The following is a 26,555-nucleotide window of genomic DNA, read 5'->3' on the forward strand; positions in this document are numbered from 1 at the left end:
GCCCTCCCCTGCCAAAGCCCCTGCCGCTGCCGCATCGCCAGCGGTACGCTCTGTGCAGGAGGTACCGCCATGGCAGCCGAACTTCAGACCGACGTGCTGATCATCGGGGCCGGTCCCACCGGGCTCATGCTCGCCAACTGGCTGGCCAAGCTGAACATCAAGCACATCATCGCCGACGGCAAGTCGGGCCCCACCCGCGAATCGCGGGCACTGGGCGTGCAGGCCCGCAGCATGGAAATCTACGACCAATTGGACCTCGCCGGCACCATTGTGGCCGAAGGGAACCTGGCGGAAGCAGCCGTCATCGGGTTCGGCCCGAAGCCCCGCGGCCGGATCCCGCTGGGCAGGATGGGCCGTGGCATCACGCCGTTCCCGGGCATCATGTTCTACGAGCAGAGCAAGAACGAAGAGCTGCTGCTGCGGAACCTGAAGGTACTGGGCGGCGAAGTGCTCTGGGAGTGCCGGCTGGCCGAGCTGGACATCGTGGAGGGCGGCACGTCTCCGGACTACCCCGTCCGGGCCAGGCTGACCGGCCCGGCAGGCGAGGCCGTGATCCGTGCCCGCTACTGTGTCGGGGCGGACGGGGCCTCCTCGGCGGTGCGCACCAGCCGCGGCATCAGCTTCGAGGGCTCCACCAGTCCGCATACCTTCTTCGTCTGCGATGCCACGGACGTCCGCGGCCTGTCCGATGAAGCGATCAACATCCGGGCCGGCATGGACGAGTTCCTGCTGGGTTTCCCCATGACGGGCCCCGGCCACGAGCGGCTCATCGGCGTCGTCGGCGATGCCGCTGCCGGCGTGCAGGGTCACAACAACGACGGCGGTGCGGAGGTTTCGGAGGAGGCCATCCGAGGGCGTTTGGCTGACAAGTTCGACGTCGGCTACGGCGGCTCGAACTGGTTCTCCACCTATCGCGTGCATCACCGGATCGCCGGGCAGTTCCGCGACGGCCCGGTGTTCCTCGCCGGGGACGCCGCGCACGTCCACTCCCCCGTGGGCGCGCAGGGTATGAACACCGGCCTGCAGGACGCCCACAATTTGGCCTTCAAATTCGCCGACATATTGAGCGGTCAGGCGGCGGACTCTTACCTGGACCGCTACCAGACCGAGCGGCGACCGGTGGCGGTGCGGCTGCTGCAGACCACCGACCGGGTCTTCGGGTTCGTCACGTCCACGACGCCCTGGGCCATCGCTGCCCGGAAATGGGTGCTGCAGTTCCTGATCCCGGTGGTCACACGCGTCGTGCCCCGGACCTCGGGTGCCTCGCGCATGTTCGGCTATCTGTCGCAGACCCGGATCCACTACTGGATGACCCCGGACGCGAAGGAAGCGGCCGGCGGCCGGCGCGGCAAAGTGGTGGGGCGGCGGCTGCCGTACGCGGGCAGCAACTTCGATACGCTGCGCAGCCTGCAGTGGCAGGTGCACTCCTACGGTGAGCCCGGCCCCGCCGTCGTCAATCATGTGCAGGCAGCGCTGGGGCTGACCATGCACGTGCTGCCGCGCGCCGGGAACACCACGCTGGATCCGGCGCAGCTGTACCTGGTGCGGCCGGATGGCTTCGTCGCGGCCCAGGCGGTGCCCAGCCACGCAGTCTCAACGTTCACCGAGGCACTGCGGCGCGGACGCCGGTCTGTCAAAGTCTGACTGTAGGCCAGCTCAGGGCCGGAACCATTCGAAAGGAAAGACAATGGCGCTCTATCTATCGACGTTCAGCTACACCCCGGAGGCCTGGGCCAGAATGATCAACAACCCGGAAGACCGGGGGAAGGCCGCCAGGGCCTACATCGAGTCCGTCGGCGGAAAGCTGCACGGCTTCTGGTACGCCTTCGGAACGCACGACGGGTACAACCTCTGGGAGGCTCCGGACAACGTCTCCATGGCCGCAGTGGCGCTGGCCATCAGCGGAGGCGGCGCGATGAGCTCCTTCGAGACAACGGTGCTGCTGACCGTCGATGAGACGATCGATGCCTTGCGGATGGCCGGTGAAGTCCGCTACCGGGCTCCCGGTGCGGCCAGCACCGGCTAGACCTGCACGCCTCTGGGAACCACCATCATCGGGCACAAACCGTGGTGCAGCACGGCCTGGCTCACCGAGCCGAGCAACAGACCGGGAAAGCCGCCGTGGCCGCGGGTGCCCAGCACCATCAATTCGGCAGTGCGGGTGGCATGGATCAGCACCTCGGCGGGCTTAGTGACATAGAAGTTCCAGCTGGCATCCAATTCCGGATAGCGGCCTCGGACTTCGCCCAGCGCAGCGTCCAGTTCAGCGGTGACCTCCTCGCGGAACCGCTGCGCTCCCGCCACGTTGTCCAGCCAGAGCGAGTCGCGGTAGAACGGCGCCCGGGCGGACAGCATCCGCAACGGAATGGCATGCCGGCTGGCCGTTTCGGCGGCTGCCCACACGGCCGGATTCGAGCTGCCCGCGGCATCGACGCCGACCACCACTTGTCCGGCATAACTGAACTTTTCGTTGGGGTCCGGCGGATGTAGCCCCTGGTCCGTTCCGCCCTGCGGCGACGGGACCAGCCACGGCACCGGCCCGCCGGGCAGCGCCGCTGCCGCCTCATCGGAGATCTCGGCGGCCGTCGTCCCGGGCGTCCACCGCTCCGGCACCACCACGGTGGGGCACTCCCCGTGAGCTGCCAGCCCGGAGGAGACACTGCCCAACAGCCGGCCTGCGAAGCCGCCGCGGCCGCGTTTGCCCACCACGGCCAGCCCCGCGGACGCCGATTCGTCCACCAGCACCTCGCTCGGATCCCCGGAGACCACGTGCCCTTCGGCCTGCAGCCCCATGGCTCCGGCTCGGTCCAGCGCGGTCTGCAACACGCCTTCCCCGCCGCGCCGGGCGGATGCAAGGTACTGGTGGTCCACTTGCGGATCGTCAACGCCGGCGGCCGAGATCACCGTGACCAGCCGCACCCGCCAGCCCCGGGATCGAGCCTCGGACAGCGCCCAGTCCAGTGCCCGGCCACTGGTTTCCGAGCCGTCGAATCCCACCAGGACGACCTCTTCCATGCCCCCACCATAGGGGAAGCCGGCAACGCTGAGTAGGTGTGGCATTAAGGACGACGGCGGGTGGCCGGCTGGCAGCCCAGGCCGGTTCGGGCCTGGTAGCGGGAAGCGGACCTAGCAACGAAGGTTCCGAAGCGATCTCAGGCGGTGCCATCTCGCTGATAAAGATCCGGGATGCCGTCGTGGTCTGCGTCGATCCGCTCCTCCGCCTCGATCCGCCGGTAGTGCCGGTTGCGGGTACGCAACACCACCGAAGCGAGCAACGCTGCCAACAGCGACGCCGCAAGAATCGCAACCTTGGCATGATCATTTGCCGGAGTGCCCAAGCCGAAGCTGAGCTCGCCCACCAGCAGTGAGACAGTGAAGCCGATGCCGGCCAGCACGGAAATTCCCAGCAAATCGACCCATTTGAAAGACTTGTCCAGTTCGGCCTTGGTCAGCTTGCTCATCAACCAGGTGGTCCCGACGATACCGATCGGCTTGCCCAGCAGCAGGCCGGCAATGATGCCGATGGCGACTGAATCGCCCAGCGCTGAGACAAAACCTTCGACACCGCCGATGGCCACGCCAGCGGAGAAGAAGGCGAACACGGGGACCGCGAAGCCCGCCGACACCGGGCGGACCCGATGCTCGAATATCTCGGCGAGGCCAGGACCCGACTCCGGCCCTCCGCTGGCCCGGCTGCGCAGCACCGGCACGGTAAAGCCGAGAACCACACCGGCGATGGTGGCGTGGATACCGGAGGCGTGGACCAGTGCCCACGCCACGAGGCCGATCGGCAACAGCACGGCCCACATGGCGATTTGGTGCTTGCCGAAGAAGGCGCGGAATTTCTGCACCAGGAAGGCGTAGATGACGATCGGAATCAGCGCCAGCAGCAGGGCAGAAGAATGGATTTCCTCTGTGTAGACAAAGGCGATGATGGCAATCGCGATCAGATCGTCCACCACCGCGAGCGTCAGCAGGAAGATCCGCAGCGTGCTCGGCAGATGCGAGCCGATGACGGCCAGAACCGCCACCGCAAACGCGATGTCCGTTGCCGTCGGAATCGCCCAGCCATTGAGCGTTTCCGGGTTGCCCCAGTTGATGGCGGCATAGATGAGCGCGGGAACAACCACTCCGCCGGCAGCGGCTGCCACCGGGACCATGGCTTTGCGCGGGCTGCGGAGGTCCCCTGCAACGAACTCGCGTTTCAGTTCCAACCCGACCAGGAAGAAGAACACCGCCAGTAAACCGTCGGCGGCCCATGCACCCAGACTCAATTCCAGATGCCAAGGCGCATAACCGACAGTAAAGTCGCGCAGATCGAAGTAACTGTCGGCCGCGGGCGAGTTTGCCCAGATCAGGGCCACGATTGCGGCGAAAACCAGCAAGGCGCCGCCAACCGTCTCCTTCCGCAGGATTTCGCCGATTCGCAGCGCTTCGGCATAGCTTCCGCGGCCCAATACCTTGGGTTTGGCGGACGGTCCAGGAATTTTGGTAGCCACAGCGGCTCCTCAGGGTCGACAACAGAAATTGCCGACCAGACTTCCCGGCGCACCTCCTCCACCCTAACTGCCGCTTCCGGTAAGCATCAAAACTAAGCCGAGCGCCAGCGGGGCAAACTCTGGGCAAACGTTCTGTACGACGACGACCGGATCATCGTGAAACCAGCAGGGCGAGGCAGAGGCCTTCAGCACCCCGGCTTAGCCGGAAAGCACCATGGCGACCAGTCCGGCAGCGGCGGACAGGAGGCCGACCACGGTAAGAATCTTGCCCAGCAGCAGCACTATTTTTCCCGGCGGCTCCGGCTCGGACACCTGCCACCGGTCGGGCCGGTGGGCGTCGTAATAGACCAGCACGTCCGAGCCCGCCGCCACGTCGGAACCGGTTCCCGCCGGGAAGACACCTTCCAGGAATCCGTGCCGGGTGTCGAACCAGCGCACGCCCCGGCGTCGTCCGTCGTCGAACGCCACACCGTCGGCACTGTGCCACCGGATCCCGGCCAACCTCAGCACTGCGGCCACCAACAGCAGCAGAACGCCCGGTACCAGGGCAGCCCACGTCAGCACTTCGGTCACCAATCCGATGGACGTGGCAAGATCTGGCATGGACAGATCGTATGCCACCCGGCGGGCTCTCCGGGAAAAATTTTGCTGAACTTTGCGCGGACGGGCTGCAATAACGACGGCGGAGCTGTCGTCGGTCTTGGTGGGGTCTCCACGCTCGCTGGGGCTCGCTTGGTCGACCACCGGGGGCGCTCGCTTGGTCGACCACCGGGTGGGGTGGCGCTCGCTTGGTCGACCACCGGGTGGGCTAGGGCAGGCCGAGGATGTTGGCGAGGACGTCCAGATGGTGTTCGAACAGCGACCCGGCATCGGTGAAGGTTTCCCGGCCGTATTGGCCGAACACCTCGAAGCTCACGGCACCGAAAAGCGCGGTCCAGACCAGGGTGCCGCGGGCGATCAGATCGTCGGGAGCGGCCAGGCCGAACTCGCGGCGGATGGCGGCGAGGTCATGGTGGAGCGGCCCGGGCAGAGCCGTCTCCTGCTGCGCGGAACCTTGCCGCCCCGGCTTGTGTCGAGCCGGATACACCCCGGCGCCCTCCGGATCAAACGTCAGTTCGCCGGCCCGGTAGGCGTCGTCGATCATCCTGACCAACGCGACGACTACCCGGATGCCGGGACCGGTGGTGCGCTCGGCCGGAGCCTGGTATCCGGGCACCGGCGAGCCAAACAACAGGGCGTAGCGAGCCGGTTCGCGCAGGCCCCACTCCCGTACTGACCTGCACAGGGCCCGGAATCTTGCCCCGGCGTCGCGGTCCCCCGCAGCCGCGACCGCGTGCTCCACGGCCTCGCCCAGTTCGTTATAGGCCTCCACCACCAACAGGGTCAGCAGTTCGTCTCGGCTGCCCACGTAGCGGTAGACCGCAGAAGACACCACGCCGAGTTCACGGGCCACGGCGCGCAGCGATAGCGCGGCAGCGCCGACCTGACTCAACTGTTCGCGGCCGATCCGCACGATATCGCTGATGGTTTGCTCTCGGGCGCGTTCGCGCGGGGTGCCTGCCATGAACCGATCCTTCCGCACACCCGAGAGCACTGTCAACTTTGGAGAGCAGTGCTCTTGACAAGTGAACACAGGAGGTCCATTCTGATTTCTGAGAGCAGTGCTCTCGGATTGGCCGAAGCACACGACTACGAACAGGAACATCACCATGAGCAACCTCTACATCGTCACCGGCGCCGGCCCGGTTGGCACCACCGTCGCCGAGCAGTTAGCCGGGCAGGGCCACCGTGTCCGGATCCTGACCCGTTCCGGCAGCGGTCCGGACCACCCGCTGGTGGAACGCCGGCCGGTGGACGTTTCCCGTCCAGATGGACTGGACGAACTCTTCGCCGGCGCTGCCGCGATCTTCCACTGCATTCACGGCAGCGCCTACAGTGCCGCCGCGTGGGAGGCCGAGCTGCCGGGCGCCGAGCAGATTGTCCTGGCCGCGGCCCAACGGGCCGGTGCGGTGGTCGTCTTCCCGGAGAGCCTCTACTCCTATGACCGGCCGGATCAGGTGATGACTGAAGACGGCCCGCGCCTGGCCGAGGGCGGCAAACGCGGCGTGCGCACGGCATTGCTGGCGGCCCGCGCTGCGTCGGCCACTCCTACGGTGAGCGTGGTGGCCTCGGATTTCTTCGGGCCGCATGTGCTCAATGCACACGCCGGCGAGCGCATGGTGCCGTTGGTGCTGTCCGGCAAGACCGTCCGGGTGCTGGGCAAGCCGGACCTGCCGCACTCGTTCACCTACGTCCCGGACCTGGCGGCCGCCATGATTGCCGCCGCGGGCAACCGGAAGGTATGGGACACGGTGCTGCATGCCCCGACGCTTCCGGCCCTCACGCAGCGCGGCATGGTGCAGGCCTATGCCCGGGCCGCCGGGACCCCGGCTCCCAAGGTCGGGTCCATTCCGGGCTGGCTGCTGCGCGGCCTGGGCCTCTTTTCAGCCGGAATGCGCGAGCTGGCGGAGATGACGTATCAGTTCGAGCGACCGTTCGTGATGTCCTCGGCGCAGAGCGAAGAACTGCTGGGGCTCCGGCCGACCCCGCTGGACCAGGCCGCTGCGGAGACCGTGGGCTGGTGGCGGATCCGCTTGGCCTCCCGGCAGGAAGCCGGATCGGCCGCCTGAGCCGACAGTCCGCCGTCGTACTTTCAGCGCATGGAAATGGTCCGCAGGTCCAGTTGCCGCAGCACGCGGTCGACGACTTCCGGATCCATGTCCGGCTCGCTGCGGGCCGCCACCACTTCTTGCCGGGCGGCATTCAGCGCAATGGTCTGGGCGGTGACCAGCACCTCGCGGCCGGCCTTGCGCGGCTTCGGGTGCTTGCTCCCGGCCATGCTCAGCAGGTCGTTGCCGAGCCGGTGCATCCGCTGCCTGACCGCTTCCAGTTTTTCCTCCGGCAGGTCCTTCATCAGTTCGGAGTCGCGCAGTGCGGCGATGGCCGCTTCCTGCGCCCGGCCGGCCAGGACGCGGGCCGCTTCGTGTTCTTCGGTGCCGCCGTCCTGGGCCTTCAGCACGCGCATCAGCCACGGCAAGGTCAGGCCGGGCAGCACCAGCGTGGCGAGCAACACCGCACAGGCGACCACCAGGATCTCGTGTCGGCCCGCGAAGGCCGTGCCGTCCGGCAGCGTCACCGGGATGGCCAGCGCCAGGGCCAGCGTGGCCAGCCCGCGCATGCCGCACCAAGTCAGGATCAGCACGTCCTTGGTTGACGTCGGCGGCAGCGCGTCCTCCTTGCCGCGGGCCAGCCACGCCAGCCCGGCCATCCACAGGAAGCGCACCGCGACGACCAGGACGCACACCGTGACGGCGAGGCCGAGCATGCCGAAGACGGCGATGCCTTCCTCCACCACGACTTGCCGGATCTCCAGCCCCATCAGGCCAAAGGCCAGGCCGGTAGCCAGCAATTCCACCACGTCCCAGAACGCCCGGCGGGTGACCCGCTCGGCGGCATCCTGCGGCCGGGAGCGCCGCTGGATCTCCAACGCCGTCACCACCACCGCCACCACTCCGGACGCGTGCAGTTCCTCGGCCAGGATGTAGGCGGCAAACGGCACCACCAGCGTGATCGCGCTGCGGGCCACCAACGACGTGACGAAGTGAGTCGTCATCATGGTGATCCAGCCCATCAGGATGCCGATGGCGACGGCAATGGCAGCACCCAGCAGGAACTGGGGCAACAAGCCCACGCCGATCTCGCTGCCGGAGAGCGCCGCCCCGACGGCGGCCTGGAAGATCACGATGGCCGCTGCATCGTTGAACAGGCCCTCGCTCTGCAGCACGGTGATCAGCCGCCGCGGCATGCGGACGCGGCCGGCTACGGATTCCACCGCCACCGGATCGGGCGGTGCCATGACGGCGCCCAACGCGATGGCCGCCGGAAGTCCGATGCTGCCGATCATCAGCCAGGCCGCACCGGCGACCACTGCCGTGGTCACCGCCACCAGGGCCACCGCCAGCAGCACGATGGTGCGCCAGCGGATCCGAAACACCGCCCAGGAACTGCGCTGTGCGGTGGCATAGAGCAGCGGCGGCAGGAAGAGCGGGAGAATCAGTTCCGGGTCAATGTGGATTTCCGGGAACCCCGGGATGAAGGTCAGGGCGACGGCCAGCAGCAGCATCAGCACCGGGTAGGGCAGCCGCAGCCTTTCGCCCAGGCCGACCGCCACCACTGTGGCAAAGAGCAGTCCGATGATGAGTGCCAGTTGGTCCACTGTCCCGCTTCCGTCGAGGTGTGCTGAGGATGAGCCGGGTCTGTGAACGCGGTTCCGGGTGCTCTAAATCTACCGCCCGGTGCCCGGCCCCCGCAGGTCCTCCTCGCGGGCGGCACGGCCCTTGTGGCCAGCCAAGGCCGGTGAGAAAGTGATTCCATGCCCACCGATTCCGCCCCCGTGAGCCATGAGCTCACCGGATCCGTGCCGCTGCCCGGCGGCGCCCGGTCCGGCCGGCCGGCTGCCGGCACGTCCGGTGCCGCGGGCAAGCGCAACCCGATGTACCGTCGCAGTAAGGTTCCTTACTGACCCTTAGGGCGGCGCCGCCGTCGCAGCGGCACCGCCTGTCAGCCCGTCCGCCCACGTCCCACCATGGGTGGCTCCAGCCCCACAACCGGCTGGCGCCACCAGTTTCCGGAGGTTAAATGACCAGCATGCCTGCACCACAGGACGCGTTCTACGCCGAGCCCGAGCCCGACCTCGCACCCGAGGCGTCCGTCGAGATCACCTCTCCCGCCGCCGTCGTGCGCCTCACCGAGCGCCCTGATGTGGCCAGGGTCAAGGGCGTTTACGCACTGGTCAACACGTCCCTCACGCCGCACCAGGCGATGGTGGAGGACCTGCTGTTTGTCCGCAAGGTCCTCGACCAGGCGCAGATTCCCTACCTGCTGGTCCGCGGCAACGACGCCCGGCCGGTGATGGCGGTGAACTGGGAACAGCGCGACGAGCTGCGCGCCGCCCTGGTGGCTGCCTGCGCGGACGAGCCGTTCTATTCGCTGACCATGGACGCGAAGAAGAAAACCGCCCGCCTGGTGGCCGACGGGGAGCTCGCCGACGGCGACCGCGCGCGTGCCATCCGGTTGTACCGCCCGCGGATTGAACCGACCGGCGGGCTGCGGTACGGCCAAGGCACCGGTGTGCAGGTGGAGCTGTGGCGCTGGGACAACGGGCTGATCCACCTGCCGATCGAAAACTCGTTGACCCGGCGCACGCTGCCGGCCGTGGAGGCCGTCCGGGGCGAGGTGGAGCGCTACGGGTATCGCTGGCCCACGATCGAGAACATGTTCGCCGACCACGCCACGGACATTGATTTCGAGATCGACATCGTCTTTTCCTGGGTGGACGGCAACAACCGCGAGTACCAGCAGTACCGGAACAGTTTCATGGAGAACGCGGTGGTGGGCGAGGGCGACGACGCCGAGGCGCGCTTCCGCCAGATCGACGAGCTGCGCTACGCGCTGCGCTCGGTCTACATGTTCGCGCCGTGGATCCGGCGCATCTTCATCTGCACCGACTCGCCACTGCCGGAGTGGCTGGACGCGGAGCATCCGGACATTCGGGTGGTGCGCAGCGAGGAGCACTTCCGCGACTCCGCCGTGCTGCCGGTCTTCAACTCGCAGGCCATCGAGGCGCAACTGCAGCACATCGAGGGCCTGGGCGAGCATTTCCTGTACTCGAACGACGACATGTTCTTTGGCCGGCCGGTCGGCCCGGACATGTTCTTCTCCCCCGGCGGGATCACCAAGTTTGTGGAGGCCGACACCCGGATCGGGCTCGGCGACAACCACCTGGACCGCTCCGGTTTCGAGAACGCGGCCCGGGTGAACCGCAAGCTGCTGCACGACCGCTTCGGCCGGATCACCACCCGGCACCTGGAGCACTGCGCGGCGCCGCTGCGCAAATCCGTGCTGCTCGAGATGGAGGAAGAATTCGCCGACGAGTTCAAGTCCACCGCCGCCAGCCGGTTCCGTGCCAAGGACAACATCTCGGTGACCAACTCGCTGTACCACTACTACGCCCTGCTGACCGGGAGGGCGGTGACGAATCCCGGCGCCGAGGTCCTGTACGTGGACACCACCATGTACTCCGGCCTGAAGAAACTGGAGAAGCTGCTGCAGAAGCGGAACCGGGACTTCTTCTGCCTCAACGACGGCAGCTTCCCGGAGGTCCCGGCCGAGGAACGCCAGCGCGTGGTCACTGACTTCCTGGCCCGCTACTTCCCGTTCCGGGCCCCGTGGGAGAAGGCGCCGTCTGCCTAACCGGCGGCTCCGAAGCTGCCTCCGTCGCCCGACGTTGGGCTGGGTCTGAACCGCCCGGTTGCGCCGACCAGGGGTGCGCTCAGAGGTGGCCCGGCCTCAGAGGCGGGAGGGGATCCGTCCCGGCCGGACGGCGTCGGGAATGACGACGGCGGCGTCCTCCAACCGCTGCCGGGTCTCCGCCGCGGTGACCTGCCGACCGACCGGCAACCCTCCGCGGGCCGGAACCACGGAATGGACCACGGTGTCCTCATAGACGTGGACCATGTTGTAGGCCTGCGCGGCATCGCGGCCGCGGGTGCTGCCGGCGTCGGCGGCCAGGTCCTGGGTGTAACAGGTCGCGGAGGCGACCGAGACCGGGATGCCGGCGAACGTGGCGGTGGTGGAATAGTGCAGGTGGCCGGCGATGATCCCGGACACGTCGCTGCCGCGCAGCACCTCGGCCAGCTCGGCCTGGCCGCGCAGCTCCACCAGCACCGCCAGGTCCTGCACGCTGGGCACCGGCGGGTGGTGCATGGCGAGGATGGTTCCGTGCGGTGCCGGTTCGGCCAGCTCGTCGGCCAGCCACTGCAACTGGTCATCCTCCAGCTGCCCGTAATGCGCACCCGGCACTGTCGAATCCAGCGTCATCACGCGCAGGCCGTTGACGTCGTACACCCGGTCCAAAGGTTCGGCGCCGGCGGGCTCGTCCAGCAGCATGGTCTTCATCCCGGAACGGTCGTCGTGGTTGCCCATCGCCCAGATCACTTGGGCGCCCAGGTTCACTGCCGCCGGTTCCACGATTCTGCGGAGTCTGGAGTAGGCCTCCGGCTCGCCCTTGTCCGCCAGATCGCCGGTAAAGACCAAGGCCTCGGGCCGGGAACCGGAGTCTTGCAGATCCTCGAAGATCTGCTCGAGCCGTGCTGCGCTGTCTACCGCCCCGTAGAGCCGTCCGTCGCCGCCCACCAAGTGGGTGTCGCTGATGTGGAGTAGGAAGTGGTTGGGCCGTGGATGCTCGGCCTGACGGAGGTCCATCATCTACCTTCTGCTGCTCGCCGGACGTGTGCTGTCCGGTCCACTACAAACCATACAAACAGAAAAACACTGAACTGTGGGTGAATTTGACGCGGCAATTACGTGGAATCCGGCTAAGTTTTCTCCACGATGCCAAAATGGGCCGCGAACAAGGGAGCAAGTTCACTGATCTGGAACGGCGTCATCGCCGCCCCGCGCAGGCCTTCCAGCCCGGCCAGTTCCTGCAGCTCCAAGCCGCGCAGGTCAACATGCTTCAGCTTCGCCGCGGTCAGGTCCAGCCGCCGCACCCGGCTGTCGGCAAAAGCCAACCGGTGGGCGGCAGCGCCGCCCAGATCCAGTTCGTCAAGGATGCAGCCGGTAAACAGCACGTCCTGGAGTTCGGCGCCGCGCAGGTTCACATAGCCCAGCTTGCAGTTGCGGAACTCGACCGATTCCCATTCAGACTCGTACACCTCGGCTGAACCGAACCGTGAACCGTCAATCACCACCCGCCGGAACCGCGAGCGGGGCGCGCTGAACACGGGGGCGTTCATCCGTTCGATGGCCACGTCCACCAAGCCGGCCGAACGCAGGTCGGCCCCGTCCATTGAGACATCCTGGAACGTGCACTCCGTGAAGGAGACACCGGCCAGGCGCTGGCCGTCCAGCTCAGCGCCGACATACCGCAGGCCTGCCACCCGCCCCTCCGGCACCAAGGCCGACGCGTCGCCGTCGGTCATCTGCCCCAGGTCCGGGGCGTCGATACGGGGTGTGAAATCGGCAGGTTTGGCCATCTTTGGAGCATAGCGAACAAGCCAGGCCGAAAATCGCGTGCACTCAGAGCCAAAGGCGTGTTCGATGGCACCATGCAGATTCTCGTCTTGGGCGGTACCGCCTGGCTAGGCCATGAAATCGCCGCCGAAGCACTGCGCCGCGGGCACCAGGTCACCTGCCTGGCCCGCGGCACCTCCGGAGCGGTTCCGTCCGGGGCACGGCTGGTCCGGGCCGACCGCGATGCCACGGACGGCCTGGACGCCGTCGCGGGGCAGCACTGGGATGCCGTGCTGGATGTATCCCGCCAACCGGGCCAGGTCCGCCAGGCAGCGGCCGCGCTTGCGGGTGCGGCGAAGCATTTCACGTTCGTGTCCTCCTGCAGTGTCTACGCCGACCACGACAGCCCGGGCGCCGATGAATCCGCCGGGTTGCTGCCGCCCCTGGAGTCCGACGTGATGACCTCCCCGGACGTTTACGGCCAGGCGAAGGTCGCCTGCGAGAACGCCGCAAGGGATGCGTTCGGCCCCGGCCGCACCCTGATCGTCCGGCCGGGCCTGATCGCCGGCCCCGGTGACATCACCGACCGCACCGGCTACTGGCCGTTGCGTTTCGCTCGTCCGGTCAGCGACGACGGCGCCGTCCTCGTCCCCAATGCACCTGGCTTGGACGCCCAGGTCATCGATGCCCGCGACCTTGCCGCCTGGCTGGTCGCCTCTGCCGGAAAACGGCTGACCGGGGAGTTCAATGCGGTAGGCGACGTCTTGGGGCTGGCCGAGCACTTGGAGGTTGCCCGAAGCGTTGCGGGCCATTCCGGTCCGGTGATGGCGCTGGACCAAGAGGAGTTGGCGGCCGCCGACGTCAACCCCTGGGCTGGCCAGCGGTCCCTGCCGCTCTGGCTGCCCCTGACCGACTTCGCCGGCTTTACCTCCCGCAGCAACGCTGCTGCCAAAGCAGCCGGTCTGGCCCTGCGTCCGCTCGCCGAGACACTGGCGGACACGCTGGACTGGGAACTGGCAGCAGGTCCCGACCGCCCGCGCAACGCTGGCTTGGCCTCGGAGGAAGAACGCCGGCTGCTGACCATCGCCCACGCTCGCAGCTGAGAGCAGACCGCCCTTGAGACGTCCCAGCCGCGGTTGTAGCGTGACAGGACAGCAGGCCGACAGGCCCGTCGCTTCCCGAGGAGGCTGCCGTGACGATTCCCCCGCCGCCGGATCCCAGGCCCGATCCGAACGAGCCCCGGCCCAACCCGCCGTTCCCGCCGGAACCGAATCCGGACCCGATGGCCCCGCCGGAACCGAATCCGGATCCCCTGGCGCCGCCGGACCCGGGGCCCGGCCCGTTCCCCGATCCCGGGCCGATGGTTCCGCCGCGCGGGCCCTAGGCTTCCCCCAACCCAGTCAAGGGCGGCGGCTCCGTGTTGCTGCCCGCGGCAACATCCGGCAACACAGCGGAAGCCGACGGCGGTCCACCATACAATGAGCGGGTGACCGCTACTTTTCGGGCCGCATGAGTTCCCGCCTGCACAGCCTCGTCATCGAGACGCTTGGCAAGCGTATTGTCTCGGGGGAACTGACGGCCGGTGCCACCACCCATTCCGAGCACTTCGAGTCCGAGCTCGGGGTCTCCCGCTCCGTGATGCGCGAGGCCGTGCGCGTGCTGCAGTCGCTGGGGTTGGTGGAGTCGGTCAAGCGGATCGGAATCCGCGTGCTCCCGCCCGAGCGCTGGAACAAGTTCGATCCCTCGGTCATCCGCTGGCGGCTCGCCGCCAAAGGCAAGGGCGCCCAGTTGCGCTCGCTCACGGAGCTGCGCTCCGCCGTCGAACCCGCTGCCGCCGAACTAGCAGCGCAGCACTCGCCGGAGGAGATGGCCGCAGAGCTCATGGCCATCGCCGCGAAGATGCGCGCGGTGGGCCGGTCCGGTGACCTGCAGCGGTTCCTGGAGCTGGATATCCAGTACCACACGCTGGTCTTGGCCGCCTCCGGCAACGAGATGTTCGCACAGATGCACTCGATGATCGCCGAAGTGCTGCGCGGCCGGACCGATTACGGACTGATGCCCACCCACCCGCACGAAGAAGCGCTGCAGCTGCACGTGGACGTCGCGGACGCCATCCAGTCCGGCCGGCCCGAAGCTGCCCGGCAGGCGATGGACCAGATCATGCGCCGGACCATTGAGGAAGTCCGGAGTGTCTGGGAAGACGAGCCACGGCTGTTCGAAGACGCCGAAGCCTAGTCCCGGCAGCCGGCCGGTGCGCCGGCGCGCGCCGGTTCAGGCACCGCAACGCCAGCCCTGCCAGCCCTCCCCTTTCGGCATCGACTATGCAACAGGCGCCCTTCCCGCGTGCGAAAACGGCGCCTGTTGAATAGTGAACTCCGAGCCGAAGCCCGGCCTGAGGATGCCGGCGGCTACTGCGCGTCGTTGAAGCGCAGCAGCACCTTGCCGCTTTGCGACGAATCGCGCGCCATCCCGAACGCCTCCAGCGCATCGGCCGCGGCGTATTCATGGGTCATCACCGGATCCGCGTAGAGGGACCCGTCCGCCAGCGCGGCAATGACCTCGTCGATCTCGTCGTTGAAGCGGAAGGAACCCACCAGCTCCAGCTCACGGGTGATGGCCAGCGAAATCAGCGCCGGCTGTTCACCCGACGGCAGCAGCCCCACCATCACCACGCGACCGCCGCGGGCAGCACCGCGCACTGCCGACGCCAGGCCGTAGTGGTTGCCGGAGGACTCCAGGCAGATGTCCGCTTCGACCGCGGCAATCCCCTCCGCGTCGGTGGCCAGCAGGGTGCGGCTCGCGCCCACCTCCCGTGCGATGTCCAGCGGCTTCTCATGCATGTCGACGGCGACGATCTCGGCCGCGCCCGCCCGCTTCAGCACGGCGATGATCAGCGCACCGATCGGGCCGCAGCCGATCACCAGCACCCGCTTGCCCGCCACGTCGCCGGCCCGCGAGACCGCGTGCCAGGCCACGCTGGCCGGCTCCACCAAGGCGGCGCGGCGCAGCGGCAGGGATTCCGGCAGCTCGCGCAACATCCGGGTGGGCAGATTGATGTAGCGCGCGAACGCGCCCTCGGTATGCGGGAAGCGTGCCGCGCTGCCCAAGTACGTGCAGCCCGGGGACAGGTTGGGGCGGTCGGACGGGTACTTGGAGCCGTCCCCCGGGCCGGGCGTCGCCGGATGCACTGCCACAGCGGTGCCGGCGGCCGGCCCGCTGCCGTCGGCCGCAGCTGCCGCCACGGTGCCCACCACTTCGTGGCCCAGCAGCATCGGCGCTTTCAGGATGGATTCGCCGGCCGCGCCGTGCTGCCAGTAGTGCAGGTCGGACCCGCAGATCCCGCCGTACGCAATTTCCACCACGGCTTCGTCCGGCCCGGCGGGCGCCAGCGCCACCGGCTCAACCCGCAGGTCTCCGGCCGCATGGGCCACAACGCCAAGGGACTGTGCTGGAAGGGTTGTCATGGGTGCTGCCTTTCAATCTGAAAAAGTACGACGGCGGTGCGCCGCCTTGGGTGCCTTGGCCCGCCGGTTAGCCGGCGTCGCTCGGACGCCGTTGGTCAGACGACGGTGGTCATGCCGCCGTCGATGAAGACCACCTGGCCGTTGACAAAGTTGGACGCGTCGGACGCCAGCCAGATAGCCGGTCCCACGATGTCCTCCACCGTGCCCCAGCGGTGAGCCGGGGTCCGGCCCAGGATCCAACTGTTGAACGCCTCGTCATCAACCAGCTTCTGGGTCATCTCGGTGTGGATGTAACCCGGGGCGATCGCGTTGATCTGAAGGCCTTGGGCCGCCCACTCGGCGGTCATCGCCCTGGTCAGGTTGCGAATGCCGCCCTTGGAGGCGGTGTACGGGGCGATCGTCGGGCGGGCCAGGTCGGTCTGCACGGAAGCGATGTTGATGATCTTGCCCGCGCCACGTTTGATCATGTGCCGGGCGGCCTCGCGGCCCACTAGGAAGGCACTGGTCAGGTTGGTGCGCAGTACGCGTTCCCAGTCGTCCACCTCCAGGTCCAGCATCGGCACCCGGTGCTGGACGCCGGCATTATTGACCAGCACCCACAGAGGTCCCACTTCGCGCTCGACCCAAGCCACGCCGTCGGCCGCTGCCTGCGCATCGGTGACGTCAAAGGCGCGCGCGAAGATCTTCTCCGCCCCGAACTCTGCCGCCAGTTCCGCTCGGGTGGCTTCCAAACGTTCCTCGTCCAGCCCATTAAGCACCACGACGGCGCCGGCGGCGGCCAACCCGCGGGCAATGGCCTTGCCAATGCCGCGGCTGGAGCCGGTTACCAGGGCGACCCGGGAGGAAATGTCGAACAGGTTCACAGTCATATATCTCTCCAAATGCGGACGGGACGGCCGCAGCCGTCCCGTCCATATTGCTCAGGTTAATACTAGAACGACGAGGCGATCAGGAAGATGGCCAGCGCCAGCACGAAGCCGACCACGCCCACCAGCGCCTGGCCTACGGTCCAGGTCCTCAGCGTGGTCTTGGTGTCCATCTGGAAGAACCGGCTGACCAGCCAGAAGCCCGAATCGTTCACGTGGCCGGCGAAGACCGAACCCGCGGCCAGCGCCAGCACGATTGCGGCCAGTTCCACCGGGTTGAATTCCGGGTTGCCCATCACTACCGGCTGGACCAGCGCGGCGGCGGTGGTCAGCGCCACCGTGGCGGAGCCCTGTGCCACACGGACGACGGCGGCGATGACGAAGCCCGCCACGATGATCGGCAGGCCGATGGCGTCCAGCGACTCGGCGATCGCGTTGCCGATGCCGCTGGCACGCAGCACGCCACCGAACATGCCACCGGCACCGGTGATCAGGATGATCGAGCAGACCGGGCCCAGCGCGCTGTCCACCACAGTCTCAATCAGGCTGCGTTCCTTGCCCTGGCGGCTGCCCAGCAGCCACATCGCCAGCAGCACGGTGATCAGCAGCGCCACCGGGGTCTCGCCCAGCATGCGCAGGATCTGCACCCAGGTGTCCTCCAGCGAGACCACCTCTGCCGTCGCCAGCATGTTCAGGCCGGTGTTCAGGAAGATCAGCACCAGGGGCAGCAGCAGCAGGAAGAAGATGGTGCCCAGCTTCGGAGCGGAGCGGAATTCGGATTCTACCGATCCCTTCGGGGCGTCCAGAATGTCCGGGACGGGGATGTCGAACCGGCGGCCCAGGTGACGGCCGAACAGGTAGCCCACAACGTACCAGGTGGGGATGGCCACGACGAGGCCCAAGACCAGAACCAGTCCGACGTCGGCGCCCAGCAGACCGGTAGCGGCCACGGGGCCCGGGTGCGGCGGCACGAAGATGTGCATCACGGAGAACGCGGTGGCAGCGGGGAATGCGTAGAAGAGCAGCGAACCGCCCAGGCGGCGTGCCACGGTGAAGATGATCGGCAGCATGACCACGAGGCCGGCGTCGAAGAAGATCGGGAAGCCGAACAGCAGCGATGCAATGGACAGCGCCAGCGGTGCGCGTTTCTCGCCGAAACGCTTAATCAGTGCCTGTGTCATGACCTCGGCGCCGCCGGAAACCTCCAGCATGCGGCCGAGCATGGCGCCCAGGCCTACCAGCAGGGCAACGCTGGCCAAGGTTCCGCCAAATCCGCCCAGAAGGGTGGGCATGATCTGGCCTGCCGGTATGCCTGTGGCCACGGCGGTGAGCAAGCTGACGATAATCAGCGACAGGAAAGCATGCACCCGGAACCGCATGATCAGCACCAGCAGCAGCGCAATGGCTGCCACGGCGACAAGCAAGAGGCCGGGCGTGCTCAACGTCCAGTTGAGCTCGAGTTCGGTCATCATTGTCCTTCGTTGAGTCGGATGGTTATCCGTTTAGTTGTGTGTTGAGCTTTAATCGTCGGTGGAGCCGGCTAGTTCTAGTTGTGCGTTGAGCCTTCGGTACCCGTGGAGCCGGCTGCCTCTTGCAGATAGCTCTCTACCCTGACGGCAATCTGCTCCGGCGAGTCGGTGACGGGCACTTCCAGCCCGGCTTCGTCCTCCCCCAGCGGTTCCAGAGTCTGGAACTGCGAGTCCAGCAAGGTCGGCGGCATGTACTCGTGGTCACGCCCGCTGATCCGTGCGGCGATCAGCTCGCGGCTGCCGACGAGGTGGATGAACCTGGTTTCGGGGGCAAACGAGCGGATGAGGTCGCGGTAGCTGCGCTTCAACGAGGAGCACGCAACAACGGCTGTGGTTCCCTCCTCCAATTTGTCCGCCATGACCTGGCCAATGGCGGACAGCCACGGGTGCCGGTCAGCGTCGGTGAGGGGGTGCCCGGAGGCCATTTTTTCCTTGTTGGCGGCGCTGTGCAGATCATCGCCGTCGATGAATTCCAGACCCAGATGCTGTGCGACGGCGGCGCCCACCGTGGATTTTCCGCATCCTTGGACGCCCATAACCACCAAAGGGGGAAGTTGCAGAGACATGGGCAAAACTCCTCAGACGCATCATTACATCTGATTTGGTGACTAATCTCTCGCCAATAAATCAGATTTATCCGGAACAAAGTACCACTGGCAGACAGACTCCAGCAAAACAAGAAAGGTTGCATCACGCACCAGCGCCAGCCGGGAAGGCGCCGGCAGGTGCCGGATATTTGCCGAGACGGTAACGAATTGGCCTTCGCTTGCTCCGGCCCGTACCGCTGGCTGCATCCCCCGGCTACATTGGTCTATACACGGTGTCCGACGCGGCACCATCTGCGGCGCCGCGGGGCCCGAGGAGGTCGAAATGTCCTTATCGGATGAAGAGCAGCGGCGTCTGGACAAGCTTGGGCACGAATTGGAGAACGACGATCCTCGCCTGGCGCGCTCCCTGTCTGGTCGCGGGGTCATGGTGTTCGGACACATCATCAGCGCCGGGACTCTCTGGGCCGTCATCGGCGCCCTTCTGCTGTTTATCGGCGTTGCAGGAAATTCTTTGGTTTTGGCCATGCTGGGAGTCATTGCCCTCGCCGCCGGCGCCATCCGCGGAACCGCAGGCTTCATGTCCCGGCACCGCCGCCTGTGAAACGTGTAGGCGCCCTCCCCTCCCGTTTGAAGGACGAGACAGCTTTCTGACGGCCGCCCAAACCCTTTGCAGCGAGGGTTTGGATTCCTACTCCCCCGCGCGCCGAGCACGCCTCCCCGTTCGGATTATCTTGCACGCTTTGTTCGGATCAACGTGCCCAGCGCGTTCGGCCGAGCGCGGCGCCTGCCCGGTAATTCAGCGCCCACCGCCCTAGCCGGTGGGACTCAGCCGCCGCTTGAACGCCCGAACCCGCGTCTTTTCGCGCCGTTTTCCGCGGGGTCGATCCCGTAGCGCACCGTGCTGCTCAACTTGTCCCGTGGCAGAACGCAATTCCGCCGATGCGAACCACGTCACGTTCGTTACCTCGCCGTGTCACAGGAACGGTGGCATAACACACTCCATCATGTACTTTTGCTCAAGCGCATTCGTCGTGGATCGTGCATCCGCACGAGAAGAATGCAGCGGTTGAGTTCGATTCAAAGGTGAAAGAGGTCTCCCTGTGACACAGGTTCAAACGGAAGCGGTCGCAGCAGTCGCAGCTGAGCAGCAGCCCGGCCGCAAATCGGCAGGACACATCATTGTCGATTCGCTGATTGCGCACGGCGTCGAACGAACCTACGTCGTTCCCGGCGAGAGCTACCTGGAAGTGTTGGACGGGCTCCACAACTCCACCATCGACACGATCGTTTGCCGCCACGAAGGCGGCGCCGCCTACATGGCCGAGGCTGACGGAAAAATGAACCAGCGGCCCGGCATCGCGATGGTCACCCGCGGCCCCGGTGCCGCCAACGCCCACGTAGGCTTGCACACCGCATGGCAGGACTCCACCCCCATGGTGCTCTTCGTGGGCCTGATTCCGTTTGAGCACCGCGACCGTGAAGCCTTCCAGGAATTCGACATCAAGTCCTGGTTCGATACCGGCGCCAAGCGCGTCATGGTTCTGGACCACCCGGAGCGTGCGTCCGAAATCGTCGCCGAAGCCATGTTTGCGGCAACCAGCGGCCGCCCTGGCCCCGTCGTCGTCGGCCTGCCGGAAGATGTCATTCGCGAAGAAACCGATGCCACTTTGCACCCGGTCATTCCCGTTGCCCAGGGCGGCATGACGGTCACCGACTGGAAGGCGCTGAAGGCAGCCCTGAAGGAAGCCGAAAAGCCGCTGTTTGTCGTCGGCGGCAACGACTGGACCCAGGAAGGCGCCAGCGCCCTCACCACCTGGCTCGAAGAGCACAACATTGCAGCTGCGGTCGAATGGCGCTGCGAGGGCACCATCCCCTTTGACTCCCCCTCCTACGTTGGTCCGATCGGCTACGGCCGGCCGAAGCCCACCTACGACTTGCTCGAAGAAACCGACCTGCTGGTCTTCGTCGGCACCGTTCCGGGCGATGTCATCACCGACGGCTTCCTGGTACGCCAGGACTGGTCCAAGAAGAACTTCCTGGTCACCATTGACCCCTCGCTCCGCGGACGCTCCGGCCCCGTCTCCTACCAGATCGTGGCCAAGCCGGACGTGTTTGTCCGCGACCTGGTCATGATGGACCTGCCGCTGAAGGAAGAGTGGAAGAGCTTCACCCAGCGCATGCGGGGCGAGCAGGAGAAGTTTGCGGCCCTGCCGCCAGCCGAGCCCACCGACGGTCCGGCTCGGATGGACACCATGATGGCCAATCTGGTGAGCGGCCTGCCGCGCGACGCCATGATCACGCTGGGCGCCGGCGAGCATACCAACTGGGCACACCGCTACTTCCCCACCCACGACTACGCCTCCATGCTCTCCGCACGGAACGGGTCCATGGGCTACTCCGTCCCCTCTGCGATCGCCGCATCGCTGGCCTACCCCGGACGCCGCGTGGTGACCATCGCCGGCGACGGCGAGTTCCTCATGAACGGGCAAGAGCTGGCAACTGCTGCGCAGTACGGGGCCACTCCGCTGGTCATCGTCATGGACAACCAGGAATACGGCACCATCCGGACCCACCAGGAACGCTGGTACCCCGAGCGCATCTCCGGCACCCAGTTGAAGAACCCCGACTTCGCCCTCATGGCGCAGGCCTTCGGAGGTTTCGGCGTGAAGGTAGAGCGCGATGCCGACGTGCCCGCAGCCCTCGAAGCTGCCCTGAAGGCCATTGACGAGGACAAGAACTTCGCACTGATCCACTTGGTGGTTGAGCAGCGGGTCAAGGCTTACTGATACGCGCTCAGTTTGACGGAGCTTGTTGGAGCCGGTGGCCGGGACGTCTTGTCCCGGCCACCGGCTTTCTGTTGGGCGGACGCAATTTTGAGGTTCCCGGCAACGCATCGGGTGCGTCATCTCCGTTGTCGGTCGAGCAGTGGGCTGGGGCTGCCCATCAGGCGGGTCCGTCGGCGCTTTTGCGCGATTCGCCTGTCCCTCGTGCCGTTCACTCCGGCCGTGTGTCTGGTTTCCGGGGAGCAGGCTCCTGCAGTGAGCCCCTCGGCTGGCTCCCCCGGATCGATGGGAACGTGTGCTGACCCGGGCGAAAGCGTGGCAGGCCAGGTGGTGCCGGGCAGGGGCGGCGAGGTGGAAGGGTAGACATGGCCGGTGGGGGTACTGGTTTCCACCCTGCGGCCGGGACCGTCAATGGTCCTGCCGGTCCAGCCATCGGCTTCCCTGGCATAGTTGCAGTCTTCACACAGGCCCCGGCCGTTGGCCAGCGTGGTCTCTCCTCCCTCGGACCAAGCAACGATGTGGTCGATATGCCGGATCGGCGCATCACACCAAGGACCGGTGCAAGAAGCGTCTCGGGCCATGACCATCCGGCGCAGACCATCGGGGAAATTCCGCGCCTTCGAATCCATCCCCAGTAGCTGCCCGGTACCGGGAGCGGTGTACAGGCGGCGGATCCAGATGTCCTGCACACCGCCGACCTTGAGGGCTTTCAACCTCGCCCGCCGCGACGCATCGCGCGCCGTCTTCCATCCCGGCTCGGTCCCCGCCGGCAGCGCCTCCCTGCTGCTGCTCCGCGGCGGCCCGGCGGAGCTTTGGGCCGTCACTGTCCGTGAAGCCGGTCCATCTTCTGGGAGGTCTTGCGGCAGACGGATGAGGTCGCGTGCGTATTGGGCCGGGACGATGCCGTAGCCGGTCAGCCAGGCCGGCTCACTGTCTCCCTGCAGCATCGCCCGGTCCGTCATCACCAACTGGACCTCGACCCGTGATGGGTCCGCCGTGGACTGGCCGGTCAGGCGCTCAAACACCGTATCCGCCATCGCTTGTCCCCGGGATCTGGGGTCCCCGGCATTACGCAGCCGGTCCGCTTCCCGGTTTAACGAGGCCATCACCGCCACTCCCTGCACTACAGGCAACAGGGTACGGACGGAGACCATGGTGTCCGGCTCGGGGCGAGAAGAGACATGACGGTCGGCCTCGGCCTTCGCCGCCCGATGCACCACCGAGCGCGGGTCCAGCCGATACGCGATTCTCTTGGCTTCGGCTTGCAACTGCCGGCTGCCCAGGCCTCGCAGACGTTCCGGGTCCCCTGATAATTCCGCGTCCACTCGCGCCCGGTCTTCCCGCGTCAGGCACGCGGTTTCACTGACCAGAATCCCAGCCCGGAACTCATTCAAGACCCCGGATTCCAACGCGCGCAGAGTATGCGGCATCTCGTTGACCAAGATTTTCGCCACGCCAAGCAGCAGTCCGGCCCGGTGCGGAGACTCCCTACGCGCCAGCCCCACCTGCTGCGTGATCCCGCGGCCCTGTCGCTCCTTCGGCACCCCGGCTGCGGCACGGCGAGCACGAATAGATGCATCCAGTTCGACCTCGATCTTGGCCTGCGCGGCAGCGGCAGCATCCTTGAGGTTCTCCAGCGCGGTGATCTGATTGATCCGCTCCGCGTCCGAGACGTCCACATCGGGACAGACCAGAGCACTGGCAAACGCATTGATCATAGCCGCATCAACAGAACCCGCACCGGGATGGCCGGGCTGGGCGGAATCGCCGAGCTGGGCGGAATCGCCGAGCTGGCCGGAATCGCCGAGCTGGCCGGGCGGGGCGGAACCGCCGAGCTGGCCGGGCGGGGCGGAACCGCCAGTCTGGGCTAATGGCCCGGGCGGCGCGGCGGGTGGGCCTTCAGGTGCTGCCGGATCCAACATCTCAGCGTCTCAATCGTCAGCATGCCCAGGGGCACGACATCGAACACGAGCGGTCGTGGAACACGAGTCCACGGACGCCGCCAGGAAACGCGACACCTGACGGCCAACATGTGGTTCTGAACTACTAGAAACAGGCTATCCGCTGGCACTGACAGTCTCGGAACCGGCGGTACTGCTACTAACTACAGCCTATGGATCGCTCCGGCTGGTCACCGGCGCAAGTTCCCGGTTGTGGCCAAATTGCCCTTCTACCCGGGCTGTGGAGGACGAGACGAACCTTCGACGATGGTGCCTCATCGTGAGCCACCGCAGCACCCACCCAGCCGGCTTCGGCGCTTGAGCTGAGCAGCGCCGTCGTCGTCTTCCCATAGTGAAGGACGGAACAGCACGAAAGTGAACTGGGCACCGCCGTCGTCGGCTCAACGTGCCGACAGTAAAAACGAGGTGGGCACCGCCGTCGTCGTCTTCCCAAGTTGAACGACGGAACAGCACGAAAGTGAGCTGCACACCGCCGTCGTCGGCTCAACGTGCCGACAGCAAAAAGAGGTGAGCACCCCGTCGTCGTCAGCCCCCGGCCGACGCGGAGCAGCAAAAAAGAATCACGCAAGCGTAACCTTTCACGGGGCCGGCTCGATTAGACAGGTGTACGAGCGCGCTGCGGACTTCCACCAGCCGCGCGCCAAGCAACAACCGAGGAGATCCATGACGAATCGTTTCCGTACCCTGAGCCTGCCCGCCAAGGGAACCGCTCTGGCCGCCATCATCGCCGTTGGCGGAGCAGGTGCTGCCGTTGCCGCCCCCGCGTTGACTGCGGGGGAAACCGAGAACGCCATCACCACTCCCGCCGTTCCGGCGACTCCTGCTGTTCCCGCCGCTGACGGCGAGCAGGCTATTCCCGCAGTCCCGGCCACCCCCGCCGTGCCCGGCGCCAAGTCCGCTGCCGAGGTTGAGGCTGACGCTGAGGCCTCCGTGAGCGAAGACGGCCTCGAGTCCGATGCAAAGGCCGACGCCGAGACTCGTGTAGAGGCCGAAGCCGGAAGTGACGAGGCTGGCGCCGCCGCCGAGCTGCGTTCCGGTGCCGTGGTGACCCCGGCCGTTCCGGCAACTCCGGCCGTACCGGGCGCCGACGGTGAGTCCGGGATCCCGGCTGTCCCCGCCATCCCGGCCGTTCCGGAACTGCCGAAGAACGCTAACACCGACGCGCAGGCCAAGATCGATGCCCGTACTGACGCCGCAGAAGCCCGCGCCGAACTCCGGGGTGCAGCTTCCCTCGAGGTTGAAGCCGGACAGTAATTTCGCATGGTGTCAGGTGCGGTGCCTACACTGATGGCGCCGCACCCGACGCCCGCAAAGAAGGACTTTTAGTTTGCTGCACGCGCTCTCCGACGACGTTGTGTATGCGGCGCAGTCCGGAAAAGCCGAGGCGTTCAGCGAGATCTATGCAGCGCTGGCGCCCGGGATCACCGGCTACCTGAAAGTGCGCGGCCTGGAGGACCATGAAGGCGCCGTGCAGGAGGTCTTCCTCGCGCTCTTCTCGCGGATCGGATCTGTCCGGGGAGGCTTCCAAGGACTGCGGACGCTGGCCTACTCCATCGCCCACGCCCGCTATGTGGACGATGTAAGGCGCCGTGCCCGTCACCCCCAGCTGACGCCCTACGACCCCGACGCCGACCGTCGCGCGGTGGAATCGGCCGAGACGGCCTTGCTGGAAACGCTCGGCGAGAGCGACGTGGGCCGCCAGCTCAAAGAACTGAAACCCGACCAGCAGGAAGTGCTGCTGCTGCGCGTGGTGGCAGACCTGTCGCTGGAACAGGTCGCCGAAATCATGGGCCGGAGCACCGGCTCGATCAAGCAATTGCAGCGGCGCGCGCTGCTGAAACTGAAATCCGTTGTGGAAAGGAAGGAGGCCCTGCTGTGAAACCCCATGAGATTTCCGACGACGATGCGGTCCGCCGGTTGCTGGACGAAGCCGAAGTGGCCCCTTCTGACCGGCTCACGTCCTCACTGCTAGCATTCCGGGCTGCCGGCCAAGACATTCCGGCCCCTGAACCGTCTCACGAGCTGATGGCCTTCATGACGCCTCCGGTAGATGCGCCCGCAGTTGCGCCGGTGGTCCCGCTGCGGCGGCGCCGGAACGTCCGCGGTGCCCTGATGGTCACGGCCGCCCTGGCCGGGACCGGCCTGGGCGTCACGGGTGTGGCCGCGGCCAACCCCGATTTCCGGTCGGCCGCAGACCAGGCCGTTCAAAACGTCGTCGGATTCTTCGCTCCGGCCGATGGTCAAGCCGAAGCCCCCGACCAGACCCAGCCGGGCGTGCCCGCCGGTGACCCCGTTCCGCCGAGCCTGGACCAGCCCCACAACAGCGGCTCCGACTCAGGAACCGACACCGGTTCGGATAAAGACACTCCCGCCGACACAGATTCCGCCCCGGCATCAGCCGACCCGGCCGCGCCCGGAAAGTCCCTTGCCCCGGGACAGCAAACCGAGACTCCGGGCGGCGGCAATCGGTCCGGCAACGGTGAGCGCAACGCCGAACACCCTCCGGCAATGCCATTCCGCGATGGTTTGCCGGCAGTTCCGCCACTAGACGGCACGTTGCCGGGCCCATCCGACCCGGACCGCCCGCAGGACAAATCCGGCAAGGGTCTTCCGCTGCCGGAGAGCACCTTGCCCTCCGACGATCCGGCCCGGATCCCCGAACTGCCGGTGGTGCCGGAGCCGCAACGCTAACTGGACGGAGCCTGGCGGTGGTACCGGTGTGCCGGAGCCGCAACGCAGACTGGCCAAACCGCCGGTGGTGCCAGAACCGAACGCAAACTGACAGGCCGAACCGCCGCGGGCTGCTGACGGCCAACCTTGGGCAATGCCGCGGCCTGCTCTTCCGGCGCACTG

The 26,555-nt window shown here is 66.8% G+C and carries 25 protein-coding genes; 13 read left to right on the forward strand and 12 right to left on the reverse strand.

Annotated elements, in window-relative coordinates; all coding sequences use genetic code 11:
• Positions 1-69: 69 nt before the first annotated feature.
• On the forward strand, positions 70-1,644 hold the full coding sequence (locus tag E4J89_RS02270) for an FAD-dependent monooxygenase (RefSeq protein ID WP_136784448.1): 1,575 nt from the start codon (positions 70-72) through the stop codon (positions 1,642-1,644).
• Positions 1,645-1,687: 43 nt separating this feature from the next.
• A complete protein-coding gene (locus tag E4J89_RS02275) occupies positions 1,688-2,026 on the forward strand; it encodes a GYD domain-containing protein (protein ID WP_136784449.1) in 339 nt (112 codons plus the stop codon).
• Here the strand turns inward: E4J89_RS02275 and E4J89_RS02280 are convergent.
• The 4 genes from E4J89_RS02280 to E4J89_RS02295 all read right to left on the reverse strand — a co-directional run bounded on the left by E4J89_RS02280 (position 2,023) and on the right by E4J89_RS02295 (position 6,063).
• On the reverse strand, positions 2,023-3,015 hold the full coding sequence (locus E4J89_RS02280) for a universal stress protein (protein WP_169303899.1): 993 nt from the start codon (positions 3,013-3,015) through the stop codon (positions 2,023-2,025). The genes E4J89_RS02275 and E4J89_RS02280 overlap by 4 nt on opposite strands.
• 137 nt (positions 3,016-3,152) lie before the next feature.
• Positions 3,153-4,499 carry a Na+/H+ antiporter NhaA gene (nhaA, locus tag E4J89_RS02285; protein WP_136784452.1) on the reverse strand — a complete coding sequence of 449 codons (1,347 nt, stop codon included), beginning with the start codon at positions 4,497-4,499 and terminating at the stop codon, positions 3,153-3,155.
• A gap of 198 nt (positions 4,500-4,697) precedes the next feature.
• Positions 4,698-5,102 carry a hypothetical protein gene (locus E4J89_RS02290; RefSeq protein ID WP_136784453.1) on the reverse strand — a complete coding sequence of 135 codons (405 nt, stop codon included), beginning with the start codon at positions 5,100-5,102 and terminating at the stop codon, positions 4,698-4,700.
• A gap of 205 nt (positions 5,103-5,307) precedes the next feature.
• Entirely contained in the window at positions 5,308-6,063 is a 756-nt protein-coding gene (locus E4J89_RS02295; protein ID WP_136784454.1) for a TetR/AcrR family transcriptional regulator, read from the reverse strand.
• A 145-nt stretch (positions 6,064-6,208) separates the two neighbouring features.
• On the opposite strand from E4J89_RS02295, the gene E4J89_RS02300 reads away from it, so the two are divergent.
• Positions 6,209-7,168: an NAD-dependent epimerase/dehydratase family protein gene (locus tag E4J89_RS02300; protein ID WP_136784455.1), complete on the forward strand. Its 960-nt coding sequence runs from the start codon at positions 6,209-6,211 to the stop codon at positions 7,166-7,168.
• Between the two features lie 23 nt (positions 7,169-7,191).
• On the opposite strand, the gene E4J89_RS02305 is transcribed toward E4J89_RS02300, so the two are convergent.
• Positions 7,192-8,754 carry a sodium:proton antiporter gene (locus tag E4J89_RS02305; protein ID WP_136784456.1) on the reverse strand — a complete coding sequence of 521 codons (1,563 nt, stop codon included), beginning with the start codon at positions 8,752-8,754 and terminating at the stop codon, positions 7,192-7,194.
• 156 nt (positions 8,755-8,910) lie between these two features.
• Between E4J89_RS02305 and E4J89_RS19340 the strand changes: the two genes are divergently transcribed.
• Together E4J89_RS19340 and E4J89_RS02310 are read left to right on the forward strand one after the other, a co-directional pair.
• On the forward strand, positions 8,911-9,060 hold the full coding sequence (locus E4J89_RS19340; protein WP_169303900.1) for a hypothetical protein: 150 nt from the start codon (positions 8,911-8,913) through the stop codon (positions 9,058-9,060).
• A 125-nt stretch (positions 9,061-9,185) separates the two neighbouring features.
• Positions 9,186-10,790 carry a stealth conserved region 3 domain-containing protein gene (locus E4J89_RS02310; protein ID WP_240691638.1) on the forward strand — a complete coding sequence of 535 codons (1,605 nt, stop codon included), beginning with the start codon at positions 9,186-9,188 and terminating at the stop codon, positions 10,788-10,790.
• 96 nt (positions 10,791-10,886) lie between these two features.
• Here E4J89_RS02310 and E4J89_RS02315 read toward each other — a convergent pair whose 3' ends face one another.
• Both E4J89_RS02315 and E4J89_RS02320 read right to left on the reverse strand, forming a co-directional pair.
• Positions 10,887-11,801 (reverse strand): phosphodiesterase, encoded by a 915-nt coding sequence (locus tag E4J89_RS02315; RefSeq protein WP_136784580.1) that lies wholly within the window; start codon positions 11,799-11,801, stop codon positions 10,887-10,889.
• 113 nt (positions 11,802-11,914) lie between these two features.
• Entirely contained in the window at positions 11,915-12,574 is a 660-nt protein-coding gene (locus tag E4J89_RS02320) for a pentapeptide repeat-containing protein (RefSeq protein ID WP_136784458.1), read from the reverse strand.
• Between the two features lie 72 nt (positions 12,575-12,646).
• Here E4J89_RS02320 and E4J89_RS02325 point away from each other — a divergent pair, with 72 nt between their 5' ends.
• Together E4J89_RS02325 and E4J89_RS02335 are read left to right on the forward strand one after the other, a co-directional pair.
• Positions 12,647-13,654 (forward strand): NAD-dependent epimerase/dehydratase family protein, encoded by a 1,008-nt coding sequence (locus E4J89_RS02325; protein ID WP_136784459.1) that lies wholly within the window; start codon positions 12,647-12,649, stop codon positions 13,652-13,654.
• Between the two features lie 406 nt (positions 13,655-14,060).
• A complete protein-coding gene (locus tag E4J89_RS02335; protein ID WP_136784461.1) occupies positions 14,061-14,786 on the forward strand; it encodes a FadR/GntR family transcriptional regulator in 726 nt (241 codons plus the stop codon).
• Positions 14,787-14,959: 173 nt separating this feature from the next.
• Here the strand turns inward: E4J89_RS02335 and E4J89_RS02340 are convergent, their stop codons facing one another.
• The 4 genes from E4J89_RS02340 to E4J89_RS02355 form a co-directional block, all read right to left on the reverse strand.
• Positions 14,960-16,015, reverse strand: a complete 1,056-nt coding sequence (locus E4J89_RS02340) for an L-idonate 5-dehydrogenase (RefSeq protein ID WP_136784462.1) — start codon at positions 16,013-16,015, stop codon at positions 14,960-14,962.
• A gap of 95 nt (positions 16,016-16,110) precedes the next feature.
• Positions 16,111-16,884, reverse strand: a complete 774-nt coding sequence (locus E4J89_RS02345; protein WP_136784463.1) for an SDR family oxidoreductase — start codon at positions 16,882-16,884, stop codon at positions 16,111-16,113.
• 62 nt (positions 16,885-16,946) lie between these two features.
• The gene (locus tag E4J89_RS02350) at positions 16,947-18,353 is read right to left on the reverse strand and encodes a GntP family permease (protein WP_136784464.1); all 1,407 of its coding nucleotides are present in this window, start codon (positions 18,351-18,353) and stop codon (positions 16,947-16,949) included.
• 74 nt (positions 18,354-18,427) lie between these two features.
• Entirely contained in the window at positions 18,428-18,976 is a 549-nt protein-coding gene (locus E4J89_RS02355; protein ID WP_136784465.1) for a gluconokinase, read from the reverse strand.
• 304 nt (positions 18,977-19,280) lie between these two features.
• Between E4J89_RS02355 and E4J89_RS02360 the strand changes: the two genes are divergently transcribed.
• Together E4J89_RS02360 and E4J89_RS02365 are read left to right on the forward strand one after the other, a co-directional pair.
• Positions 19,281-19,559, forward strand: a complete 279-nt coding sequence (locus E4J89_RS02360) for a DUF3040 domain-containing protein (protein ID WP_136784466.1) — start codon at positions 19,281-19,283, stop codon at positions 19,557-19,559.
• A 499-nt stretch (positions 19,560-20,058) separates the two neighbouring features.
• On the forward strand, positions 20,059-21,744 hold the full coding sequence (locus tag E4J89_RS02365) for a thiamine pyrophosphate-dependent enzyme (RefSeq protein WP_136784467.1): 1,686 nt from the start codon (positions 20,059-20,061) through the stop codon (positions 21,742-21,744).
• 116 nt (positions 21,745-21,860) lie between these two features.
• Here the strand turns inward: E4J89_RS02365 and E4J89_RS02370 are convergent, their stop codons facing one another.
• Positions 21,861-23,459, reverse strand: a complete 1,599-nt coding sequence (locus E4J89_RS02370) for an HNH endonuclease signature motif containing protein (RefSeq protein WP_136784468.1) — start codon at positions 23,457-23,459, stop codon at positions 21,861-21,863.
• 27 nt (positions 23,460-23,486) lie between these two features.
• Between E4J89_RS02370 and E4J89_RS19875 the strand changes: the two genes are divergently transcribed.
• The 4 genes from E4J89_RS19875 (at position 23,487) to E4J89_RS02385 (ending at position 26,393) form a co-directional block, all read left to right on the forward strand.
• Positions 23,487-23,612, forward strand: a complete 126-nt coding sequence (locus tag E4J89_RS19875; protein ID WP_276606330.1) for a hypothetical protein — start codon at positions 23,487-23,489, stop codon at positions 23,610-23,612.
• A gap of 753 nt (positions 23,613-24,365) precedes the next feature.
• Positions 24,366-24,956: a hypothetical protein gene (locus E4J89_RS02375; RefSeq protein ID WP_136784469.1), complete on the forward strand. Its 591-nt coding sequence runs from the start codon at positions 24,366-24,368 to the stop codon at positions 24,954-24,956.
• Positions 24,957-25,029: 73 nt separating this feature from the next.
• Complete coding sequence (locus E4J89_RS02380) at positions 25,030-25,581, forward strand: RNA polymerase sigma factor (RefSeq protein WP_136784470.1); 552 nt, start codon at positions 25,030-25,032, stop codon at positions 25,579-25,581.
• Positions 25,578-26,393: a hypothetical protein gene (locus E4J89_RS02385; protein WP_136784471.1), complete on the forward strand. Its 816-nt coding sequence runs from the start codon at positions 25,578-25,580 to the stop codon at positions 26,391-26,393. The genes E4J89_RS02380 and E4J89_RS02385 overlap by 4 nt, the downstream gene beginning before the upstream one ends.
• Positions 26,394-26,555 lie beyond the last annotated feature (162 nt).

The sequence above is a fragment of the Arthrobacter sp. CAU 1506 genome (assembly GCF_005047635.1).
Lineage (GTDB): Bacteria > Actinomycetota > Actinomycetes > Actinomycetales > Micrococcaceae > Crystallibacter.

Excerpts from the sequence above, each read along its gene's own strand:
- E4J89_RS02295 (WP_136784454.1), bottom strand. The coding sequence starts at position 6,063 with ATGGCAGGCACCCCGCGCGAACGCGCCCGAGAGCAAACCATCAGCGAT.
- E4J89_RS02350 (WP_136784464.1), bottom strand. The coding sequence starts at position 18,353 with ATGATGACCGAACTCGAGCTCAACTGGACGTTGAGCACGCCCGGCCTC.
- E4J89_RS02360 (WP_136784466.1), top strand. The coding sequence starts at position 19,281 with ATGTCCTTATCGGATGAAGAGCAGCGGCGTCTGGACAAGCTTGGGCAC.
- E4J89_RS19340 (WP_169303900.1), top strand. The coding sequence starts at position 8,911 with ATGCCCACCGATTCCGCCCCCGTGAGCCATGAGCTCACCGGATCCGTG.
- E4J89_RS02310 (WP_240691638.1), top strand. The coding sequence starts at position 9,186 with ATGCCTGCACCACAGGACGCGTTCTACGCCGAGCCCGAGCCCGACCTC.
- E4J89_RS02355 (WP_136784465.1), bottom strand. The coding sequence starts at position 18,976 with ATGTCTCTGCAACTTCCCCCTTTGGTGGTTATGGGCGTCCAAGGATGC.
- E4J89_RS02300 (WP_136784455.1), top strand. The coding sequence starts at position 6,209 with ATGAGCAACCTCTACATCGTCACCGGCGCCGGCCCGGTTGGCACCACC.
- E4J89_RS02280 (WP_169303899.1), bottom strand. The coding sequence starts at position 3,015 with ATGGAAGAGGTCGTCCTGGTGGGATTCGACGGCTCGGAAACCAGTGGC.
- E4J89_RS19875 (WP_276606330.1), top strand. The coding sequence starts at position 23,487 with ATGGCCGGGCTGGGCGGAATCGCCGAGCTGGGCGGAATCGCCGAGCTG.
- E4J89_RS02315 (WP_136784580.1), bottom strand. The coding sequence starts at position 11,801 with ATGGACCTCCGTCAGGCCGAGCATCCACGGCCCAACCACTTCCTACTC.
- E4J89_RS02320 (WP_136784458.1), bottom strand. The coding sequence starts at position 12,574 with ATGGCCAAACCTGCCGATTTCACACCCCGTATCGACGCCCCGGACCTG.
- E4J89_RS02340 (WP_136784462.1), bottom strand. The coding sequence starts at position 16,015 with ATGACAACCCTTCCAGCACAGTCCCTTGGCGTTGTGGCCCATGCGGCC.
- E4J89_RS02375 (WP_136784469.1), top strand. The coding sequence starts at position 24,366 with ATGACGAATCGTTTCCGTACCCTGAGCCTGCCCGCCAAGGGAACCGCT.
- E4J89_RS02335 (WP_136784461.1), top strand. The coding sequence starts at position 14,061 with ATGAGTTCCCGCCTGCACAGCCTCGTCATCGAGACGCTTGGCAAGCGT.
- E4J89_RS02290 (WP_136784453.1), bottom strand. The coding sequence starts at position 5,102 with ATGCCAGATCTTGCCACGTCCATCGGATTGGTGACCGAAGTGCTGACG.
- E4J89_RS02270 (WP_136784448.1), top strand. The coding sequence starts at position 70 with ATGGCAGCCGAACTTCAGACCGACGTGCTGATCATCGGGGCCGGTCCC.
- E4J89_RS02325 (WP_136784459.1), top strand. The coding sequence starts at position 12,647 with ATGCAGATTCTCGTCTTGGGCGGTACCGCCTGGCTAGGCCATGAAATC.
- E4J89_RS02370 (WP_136784468.1), bottom strand. The coding sequence starts at position 23,459 with ATGATCAATGCGTTTGCCAGTGCTCTGGTCTGTCCCGATGTGGACGTC.
- E4J89_RS02345 (WP_136784463.1), bottom strand. The coding sequence starts at position 16,884 with ATGACTGTGAACCTGTTCGACATTTCCTCCCGGGTCGCCCTGGTAACC.
- E4J89_RS02275 (WP_136784449.1), top strand. The coding sequence starts at position 1,688 with ATGGCGCTCTATCTATCGACGTTCAGCTACACCCCGGAGGCCTGGGCC.